The 8,314-nt window shown below is 42.0% G+C and carries 7 protein-coding genes; all 7 read right to left on the reverse strand.

The window, feature by feature from the left end; all coding sequences use genetic code 11:
- On the reverse strand, positions 1 to 592 hold a 592-nt coding region (locus tag AC5V8P_RS20420; RefSeq protein WP_495473810.1), incomplete at its 3' end, for a hypothetical protein.
- Positions 593 to 809: 217 nt separating this feature from the next.
- Positions 810 to 1,493 (reverse strand): hypothetical protein, encoded by a 684-nt coding sequence (locus tag AC5V8P_RS20425; protein WP_155762559.1) that lies wholly within the window; start codon positions 1,491 to 1,493, stop codon positions 810 to 812.
- 275 nt (positions 1,494 to 1,768) lie between these two features.
- Positions 1,769 to 2,113: a helix-turn-helix domain-containing protein gene (locus AC5V8P_RS20430; RefSeq protein WP_064797324.1), complete on the reverse strand. Its 345-nt coding sequence runs from the start codon at positions 2,111 to 2,113 to the stop codon at positions 1,769 to 1,771.
- Positions 2,114 to 2,425: 312 nt separating this feature from the next.
- On the reverse strand, positions 2,426 to 4,258 hold the full coding sequence (gene glmS / locus AC5V8P_RS20435) for a glutamine--fructose-6-phosphate transaminase (isomerizing) (RefSeq protein WP_063212534.1): 1,833 nt from the start codon (positions 4,256 to 4,258) through the stop codon (positions 2,426 to 2,428).
- Between the two features lie 631 nt (positions 4,259 to 4,889).
- Positions 4,890 to 6,230 (reverse strand): phosphoglucosamine mutase, encoded by a 1,341-nt coding sequence (glmM, locus tag AC5V8P_RS20440; RefSeq protein ID WP_063212533.1) that lies wholly within the window; start codon positions 6,228 to 6,230, stop codon positions 4,890 to 4,892.
- A 60-nt stretch (positions 6,231 to 6,290) separates the two neighbouring features.
- Entirely contained in the window at positions 6,291 to 7,757 is a 1,467-nt protein-coding gene (locus AC5V8P_RS20445; RefSeq protein WP_064797325.1) for a CdaR family protein, read from the reverse strand.
- Positions 7,754 to 8,314: diadenylate cyclase CdaA (cdaA, locus tag AC5V8P_RS20450; protein ID WP_495473811.1), on the reverse strand; the 561-nt coding region annotated here is incomplete at its 5' end. The genes AC5V8P_RS20445 and cdaA, both read right to left, overlap by 4 nt.

An 8,314-nucleotide genomic window follows, 5' to 3' on the forward strand; every position in this document is an offset into this window, starting at 1 on the left:
TTAAGAGCTTTGCAGAATTATTAAGTAATTCTTCTCCGCCATTACTTTTAATAAAATCCTCATATTCGTACAAGTACTTCTTAGAATACGGATTATTAAATTTAAGCAGTAATTTATTTAGCAACTTTTCATCAAAATCTAAATTTAGTTTTTCAAAATATCCATATTCACGCATGAATTTTAAGGTTATTATCTCATTTATCTGATCTAGTTGGTATGCTGTTTCTGCATCTACTATTACTAGACGAGAATCATCATAAAATGGTTCGTAGACTTTCGGTCTTGGTAACTGTTTTTCCATTCCAACATAGCCAACAAATATTGTACGAATTATCTCTTCTAATTTTTTATTCATTGTGTTCAGAAACACTATCTTAACAATAAAATCACATGTAAGATCGTTGCTGAAGGTTAATTGATCACTACTAATATCTCCCATTAATGTACTTGTTTTTAAAAGTTCATGTGCTTCAGGACTAAGCAGATTATTCTCGATAGCATGGCTAATTTTTTTAAACTCTACATTAGTTGGTTCACTTTTAAATTTTATTGTAAAAAATGTTTCTTTGGCAGCTTTGTTTCTAAGTTCCAATGGTAGTTCCCCCTTTTTAGCTTATACATTTGTAAATGACTAGTATAATTCAAAAGACTACCTATTATAATAATTCTGCCCAATAGTTTAACAAAGGCAGCCGATCACGTTGGTCGGCTGCCTCCTTGGTTTTATTGAGCTACCGTTTCCCCTTAGTTAAGGCAAGTGTATGCATTTTAACAGAGAAAGCAACTCAATTTGAATCTCCTTGACGCTATTAAAGATGTGAGAAAGGACCCAAATCGACTTTTGAACCCAAGTTTTTTTCAGCCACCTCCTGAATCTCATCAACTAATCTAGAGCAATTTTGTGCGTTGTAAATTTGATTGTTAGAATTCATGATCTTGAGGAGTTCCTCAATCTGTTCTTTGTTAAAACCGTCCAAACATTGATGAACTTGACGAAAGCGATCATACGTATCTAAGTAACTACTACTTTTTGAGAGAAAACGAATGGTCATTATTCGATATTCATCCATTTTATTGGTTGCTTCGGCGAGTTGCTTAAATTCCCAAAGAGCCGAGTTAGTAAAATTTATATCTGGTAAGAAATGGGAAATATTTGTACAATGCTCTTCTTGACTCGGGCTTAGAAAACATGAGCGAACATATCGAACTGGCAATCTTTTAATCTCTTTTTCCATCTGCTTTTTCACTTCTTCATCTAAAAGCGAAAATAACCGCGGTGCTTGATTGAACAATTCGATCATCTCATCCAGTTGATCTCTCTCTAATGAAACCTGGCTATAATAAGCTTGATCTTCTGAAACCAATCTTATGACTAGATCTGGATATATCCGAGCTATGATTAGAACGGTTAGTCCATTCACAACACGATTATCTTGGCATGCTTGGTCATTCAGCCGATAGGTGAACTTCCACAGCTTTTTAAGTAAACTCATTATCGCCTTCTCATTTAATGAGCTTAAATAGCGTTTCCGTAAAATTCGTTCATACTCAGAATCGTCCTTTACCCTTTTGTACATCTCTGGCAACTTGGTAATGATTGAATCAACTATTCTGGCTGTAGGCCGGGTGTCAAAGTAAAGGGCCTTGAGAAATAAGAAAATTGCCACCCGGACCTGGGGATCAAGTCTCCGAGACACACGTCGTTCAGTAATTTATTGAGCATACTTAATTTCACTCTAACAATTTATTTCTCTTGGACAATCAGTTCTTATTTATTATATCGTTTTAATTTCAAATTTATTATTTCTCCAATTTCTTGTTTATCTTCTAGGTTTAGCTTTCGTAAATTTGAAACTAAGTTTAGCTCAAACTCATCTATTTGAATATGAAATAATCCTTTGTTAGAACTAACTGCCTCCTCAAGCAGCAGCCATTCTAAATCAATATCAAAGTTTAGTTTTAAAGCAATTATAGTTTCAACGGATGGCCTGTATTTATCTTTTTCCAATTCACTTAATGTACCTTGAGAAACGCCAATAATCGATGAAAATTCAGTCTGGTTAAGCTTATTCATTTTTCGTATAATTTTCATCTTTTCTCCAAAAGTTTTCATTAATCCACCCACAATCAATAAAAATACAAACAGTCCCGATTAAGAGTTTTCATCGGGACTGTTTAAGTTTGGATATTGAGCTTTTTATAGACGAATTTTATAATTACTAGTTTAAAAAGATTATGTTGTCATTAAATACACTTATCGACAAATCCGATGAATTTCTAGATTCATAATTAATAATAATCGATTCAAGTTGCTATAAATTTAGAACACAACTTTATTGTCCATTTCTCGATTTGTACACAACTTTATTGTTTTGTACACAACTTTATTGTCCGAAGACAAATCCGGCTTTTGTTAAGATACTCTTTATTCTACAGTAACACTTTTCGCCAGGTTACGTGGTTTATCAACATCATGGCCCAGTGCAAGGGATGCGTAGTAAGCCAACAGTTGGAGAGCTATAACTGAAATAGCAGCTGACAGGATCGGAAGTGTTTTTGGAATTGCAAATACTTGATCCACGGATTTCAGTAGCTCAACAGCATGCTCTTCATACGTGATTGCAAGCACGTCACCGCCACGAGCTTTAACTTCCTTTATGTTGCTCACGGTTTTTTCCAACACAGATTCCTGAGTTACCAAAGCGATAACTGGAATTCCCTCTTCGATCAATGCCAGTGTTCCATGCTTCAGCTCACCAGCAGCATATGCCTCGGAATGAATGTAGGAGATTTCCTTAAGTTTCAGGGAACCTTCCTGTACTACAGCATAGTCCTGACCACGACCAATAAAGAACAGGTGCTTGTTGCTAGCGATTTGCTCAGCATAGGCTTTGATCGCATCTGCTTTACCCAACATCTCTTCAACTTGCTCTGGCAGTGATTCCATAGCAGCCAACACATGAGCTACTTGCTCATCCGTTTGTGTGCCGCGTACTTGAGCTAGATACAGACCCAACAGATAAAATGCAATCAACTGGGAAGAATACGCTTTGGTGGAGGCTACGGCAATTTCCGGTCCTGCCAGTGTAACCAAAACGTCATCTGCATCACGGGCGATGGAACTGCCAACTACGTTTGTAATCGCCAGTACATGTGCCCCGTTGGCTTGTGCTTCACGCAGTGCAGCCAGGGTATCAGCAGTTTCACCGGATTGACTCACCACGATCACCAAGGTCTCTGGTGTCACGATTGGGGAACGGTAACGATATTCGGAAGCTACATCGTTTTCTACTGGAATACGAGCAAGACTTTCGATCACCGTACGGCCAATCAAACCAGCATTGTAAGCTGTACCACACGCTACAATTTGAATATTGCGGATATTTTTAATTTGTTCTTCGGTCAGCTTCAGCTCTGGAAGAACAACTTTTTTAGTGCCTTTATCGATACGACCCAACATCGTATCACGGTAAGCCTTAGGTTGTTCGTGGATTTCTTTCAACATGAAATGCTCATAGCCGCCTTTTTCTGCTGTTACAGCATCCCATTCGACATGAATCATTTCCCGAGAAATAAATTGACCTTCGATTGTCATTAATTCGACAGCATCACTAGTCAGAACAGCCATTTCGCCATCGTTCAAAATAAATACATTGCGTGTATATTTCAGAATAGCCGGAATGTCGGAACCAATAAAGTTCTCGCCTTCTCCCACACCAATAACCAGCGGACTGGCTTGGCGAACAGCTACCAGCTTATTAGGCTCGTGCTCAGTCAGCACTCCCAGTGCAAAAGCACCGCGCATAAAGGTAATTGCCTTTTGTACTGCTTTAACAATATCCCCTTTATACTCACGAGCAACCAGATGGGAAATGACTTCTGTATCCGTTTCGGAAATAAAGGTATGACCTTCGCTGATCAGCTGTTCCTTCAATTCCAAATAGTTCTCAATAATTCCGTTGTGAACTACAGAAAACTTTTGGCTCTCATCCAAATGAGGATGGGAGTTTTCATCAGAAGGCTTACCGTGTGTTGCCCAACGTGTATGCCCGATACCTGCATGGCCTACCAACGGCGTACCATCCAGTTTAGCTTCCAGATTCGCCAGACGACCTTTCGCCTTGGCTACTTGCAGTCCTGCATCTGTAAACACGGCAATACCCGCAGAGTCATATCCCCGGTACTCCAGCTTCTTCAGTCCGTCAATCAATACCTCTTGCGTATTCTGATTACCAATATATCCTACAATGCCACACATATTCGTTATCCTCCCGATCATCATTTCACAAGACGACTCATCACAGGATTAACGTGTGCGGTAGATTGTGGAATAAAGTTCATTCATCTATGAAGTTGTCAATGATAACTATAAAATTTACAGGCATCTCTTCACGAATGTAACGAAATTCCCAAACCGCGCACGCCAATGATGATGGCCGCACATTCATGAAATGAATCTTATAATTTAGATTATAAAATAATAAGGGCATCTACCGGTGCGTTGTGTAAACAGTTGCCTGTTCATTTTCCGCTGCCGGTTTACGGGTTGATGCTTCACCGGAAGGTCCCCGCCGAATGTTTCGAACACCTTCACCTCGTCAGCTTGCTTTGTCGTGAACTGATAGCGAGCAATATCATCTTATCGGAATCTATTGCTTCTCCACCAAGTTCCCCCGCACAAAATCAAGCTCTGGCGCTTGTATTACGTTACCTCACAACCCTCACTTTCTCTATCTGAGTCACAACATCCCTATATTATATTCAGCAGAGCATCATTTGGCAATGACACTTTATTCATAATTAAACCCTACAGGTAATGAATCGTTAATGAATAACCGCAAACGTGGTTGCCTGCTTAGGTTTAACAGGCAACCCACGTTTACAAAATTTTAAACTAATTCTTTTTTCACGACGTCTACGATCTGTCCGACGAATTGCTCCAGTTCATCCTTATCCGGGCCTTCGGCCATCACACGAATAAGCGACTCTGTACCTGAAGCACGGACCAATACGCGCCCATTATCGCCCAATTGTTGTTCCACCTGCTCAATGGCTTCTGCAATCGCAGGATTCCCCTCATAATTGCGTTTGTCCTGCACACGCACATTCACAAGCACTTGCGGATATTGTTTCATAAGCGATTTTAGTTCACTCATCTTCTTGCCGGAAGCTTTCAGCGTATCTACTAGTTGTATCCCCGTCAGCATGCCATCACCTGTCGTGTTGTGATCCAGGAAGATAACATGACCAGACTGCTCACCGCCCAGATTGAATCCACCCCGTCGCATTTCTTCCATCACATAACGATCTCCAACCGCGGTTTTTGCAGTCTTAAGAGCTAGTTTTTCAGTAGCTTTGTAGAAACCGATATTACTCATTACTGTCGAGACAATAGTGCTATCCTTGAGTTTGCCAGCGCGGTTCATTGCGTCTCCGCAAATACAGAGAATGTAGTCTCCATCTACCTCTTCCCCGTTTTCATCAATTGCGATCAGGCGGTCGGCATCCCCATCAAAGGCAAGCCCAATATCCGCTTTCAAGCGAAGCACTTCTTCTTTCAGCTTTTCAGGATGAGTCGAGCCGCAATGGTCATTGATATTCAATCCGTTTGGCTCCGCGCCGATCGTGTGTACTTCAGCTCCCAAATCCGCAAAGAGTTTCGGCGCCAACTCATAAGCTGCTCCGTTTGCACAGTCCAATACTATTTTTAAGCCTTCAAAAGAATGGCTAATTGTTGTTTTCAAAAACTCCAGATAATCATAGCGGGAATGCTCGTCTACAACGACCGTGCCCAATCCGCTGCCAATTGGACGAGGCAATTGGTCTTCTTTTGCATCCATGAGCTCTTCAATTTTCAATTCCGTTTCATCGGTTAATTTGAACCCATCGCCGCCAAAAAACTTAATCCCGTTGTCCTCAACAGGATTGTGGGATGCCGAAATCATTACCCCAGCGTCCGCTTTCAATTGTCGTGTGAGATAGGCCACCCCAGGCGTCGAAACAATACCTAGACGTACCACATTAGCCCCGATAGACAACAAACCGGCTACTAATGCCGACTCCAACATCAGTCCGGATATCCGTGTATCCATGCCAATAACAACTGTTGGTTTCTCTACATTACCTGCTAAAACATATCCGCCGCAGCGGCCAATACTATATGCCAGTTCAGCTGTAAGTTCCTGATTAGCAACGCCTCGTACACCATCTGTACCAAAATATTTCCCCATGTAAAATGACTCCCTTTTTTTGTCTAATAAATCTTGATCCTTTACTACAGATAAAACATGTTATGGCTGACTGCCCTCCGAGGTTCCAGTCACAGAAGATTCTGCGCCGTTATGAGGACTAGTTTTATCCTCCGCAGCTGCGTTGTCCCCGGTATTAGCGTCAGAGTTACCACCTTGATTGCCTTGCCCCTCCTGTGGCCTCTCCTGCCCCTTATCACCACCAGAGGGGTTTGATTCATTCTCACTGTTCGGATTCGTTACAGCAGGTGTAGAAGGGCCCTCAATGTTTACCGTTGCTTTGAGTTGGCTGGCATTCCCGATTTGCGTAATGTATTTGGGCAAGCCTACTTTCAGAGTAACCTCGTGTTGACCAGCGGAGAGGCCACTTATATTTGCCACCAAACTAACGTCATCATTGGTTAAGTTGTTTACCAGATCCTGCGGACCCTTCACAGTAACATCCATCGTCTTGCCTGCGGGTGCTGTAACAGTCGCATTTGCTCCATCTCCTGCACCTTGTAAAACAATTGGGATGCCTGACAGCGTCCGTTCCGTGTCTGTAACTTCATTGGAAGGAACGACGGTCACCTGAATTTGTATTGACCCTGGCTCGATTTTATCAGAACCTGAGGGAGCTGCCAAATTAGCTTGAACCGTGCGGGTCCCCGCTTCCGTAAATTGACTTAGATCAAGTGTTGCCGTCACATAAGAGCTGAGACTGCTTAGTACATCCTGTGATGCATATACTGCTGCTTCTTTCACGTTCGCGTTTACTTTTGAAAGCGCTAATCCATCAGGTAATTCCCCAGAATATACTATTTTGACAGGTACAGACTTCGCCTGCTGAGTGACCGGGATTTCAACAGCCACAGTGGATGGCTCTATGACCGCACCTGTGAGTTCCTGTCCCTTTTTGTTATAAGCCTTCAGTTTTACACGTTTCTGTTCAAACTTTTCTGAGATACCATCCGTGTTCACAGCCCCTTGTACCACAGTGACGGTATTCAACTGGCTTTTGGGTAAAGTCACCTTTACCGTTTGAGGAGTTATCACAGGCTTTCCAAGCTGTAGCCCCGCATCCGGATTACCTTTAGGTAATATAGATACATTAAATGATTTCGTCTGTTTTTCCTCAATTGTTACTGTAACACGGTTAGGAGTCATCGATACCAATTCCACCCCATCCGGCAAATCCGGTTCAAGTGGTAATGTTTTTGTACCTGCTCCCAAGCCGTTTAGGTTTAGTTTGGCCTGATAATTATCCGCGAAAAAAGTAGTCAGGACAGATCGCTGTCCTCTGACCTCCATCTTTACATGATCAGTGTCCATCGTAGACAGCACATATTTTGATTCGTCCAGACCACTAGCCTGTATGGCCACATTATCAATTATTTTATTATTATAAGAAACGGTTAACGTAGACGAAGGTGTACCTGTATCCAGATGAACCATTCCCCACAGCATTATAGCAACCGCAAGCGCCAAAATCTTGGAAATCGTATTATTGTTAATCCATTTGTCCATCATGAATTTCCACGGCCTCCCCTCCGATTCCAGAATGAGCCGCGTTTTTCCTTCAAAGACGGTGTTGGCCGCAACTCCTCGTACAGCTTGGAGATTAGGGATTCTTCCTTAATGTCACGCACGACCTGTCCATTGATAGCCAACGAAATTTGGCCTGTTTCCTCCGATACCACGACGGTTACGGCATCCGTTACCTCACTGACCCCAATCGCAGCCCGATGACGTGTTCCCAACTCCTTGCTAATGAAGGGATTTTCCGATAACGGCAAATAGCAGGCCGCAGAGGCAATCTGTTTATTTTGTATAATCACCGCACCATCATGCAAAGGCGTATTGGGAATGAAGATGTTAATTAACAGTTCAGAACTAACTACAGCCTGTGTCTTGATACCAGACTCCGTATATTCGTTCAGCCCTGTCTCGCGCTCGAATACGACCAATGCTCCTATTTTTCTACGTGATAAATAATTCAGCGCCTTAATCATTTCTCCAATTAACTTATTGATTTCTTCATCATCTACTGACGAACGCCCAAATAGTTTACCACGCCCCAACTGCTC

This window comes from Paenibacillus sp. N119s (assembly GCF_059447605.1).

What these genes read in the sequence shown, in the direction of transcription:
- AC5V8P_RS20425 (WP_155762559.1), bottom strand. Translation starts at nt 1,493, where the DNA reads ATGAGTTTACTTAAAAAGCTGTGGAAGTTCACCTATCGGCTGAATGAC.
- AC5V8P_RS20430 (WP_064797324.1), bottom strand. Translation starts at nt 2,113, where the DNA reads ATGAAAACTTTTGGAGAAAAGATGAAAATTATACGAAAAATGAATAAG.
- glmS (WP_063212534.1), bottom strand. Translation starts at nt 4,258, where the DNA reads ATGTGTGGCATTGTAGGATATATTGGTAATCAGAATACGCAAGAGGTA.
- glmM (WP_063212533.1), bottom strand. Translation starts at nt 6,230, where the DNA reads ATGGGGAAATATTTTGGTACAGATGGTGTACGAGGCGTTGCTAATCAG.
- AC5V8P_RS20445 (WP_064797325.1), bottom strand. Translation starts at nt 7,757, where the DNA reads ATGATGGACAAATGGATTAACAATAATACGATTTCCAAGATTTTGGCG.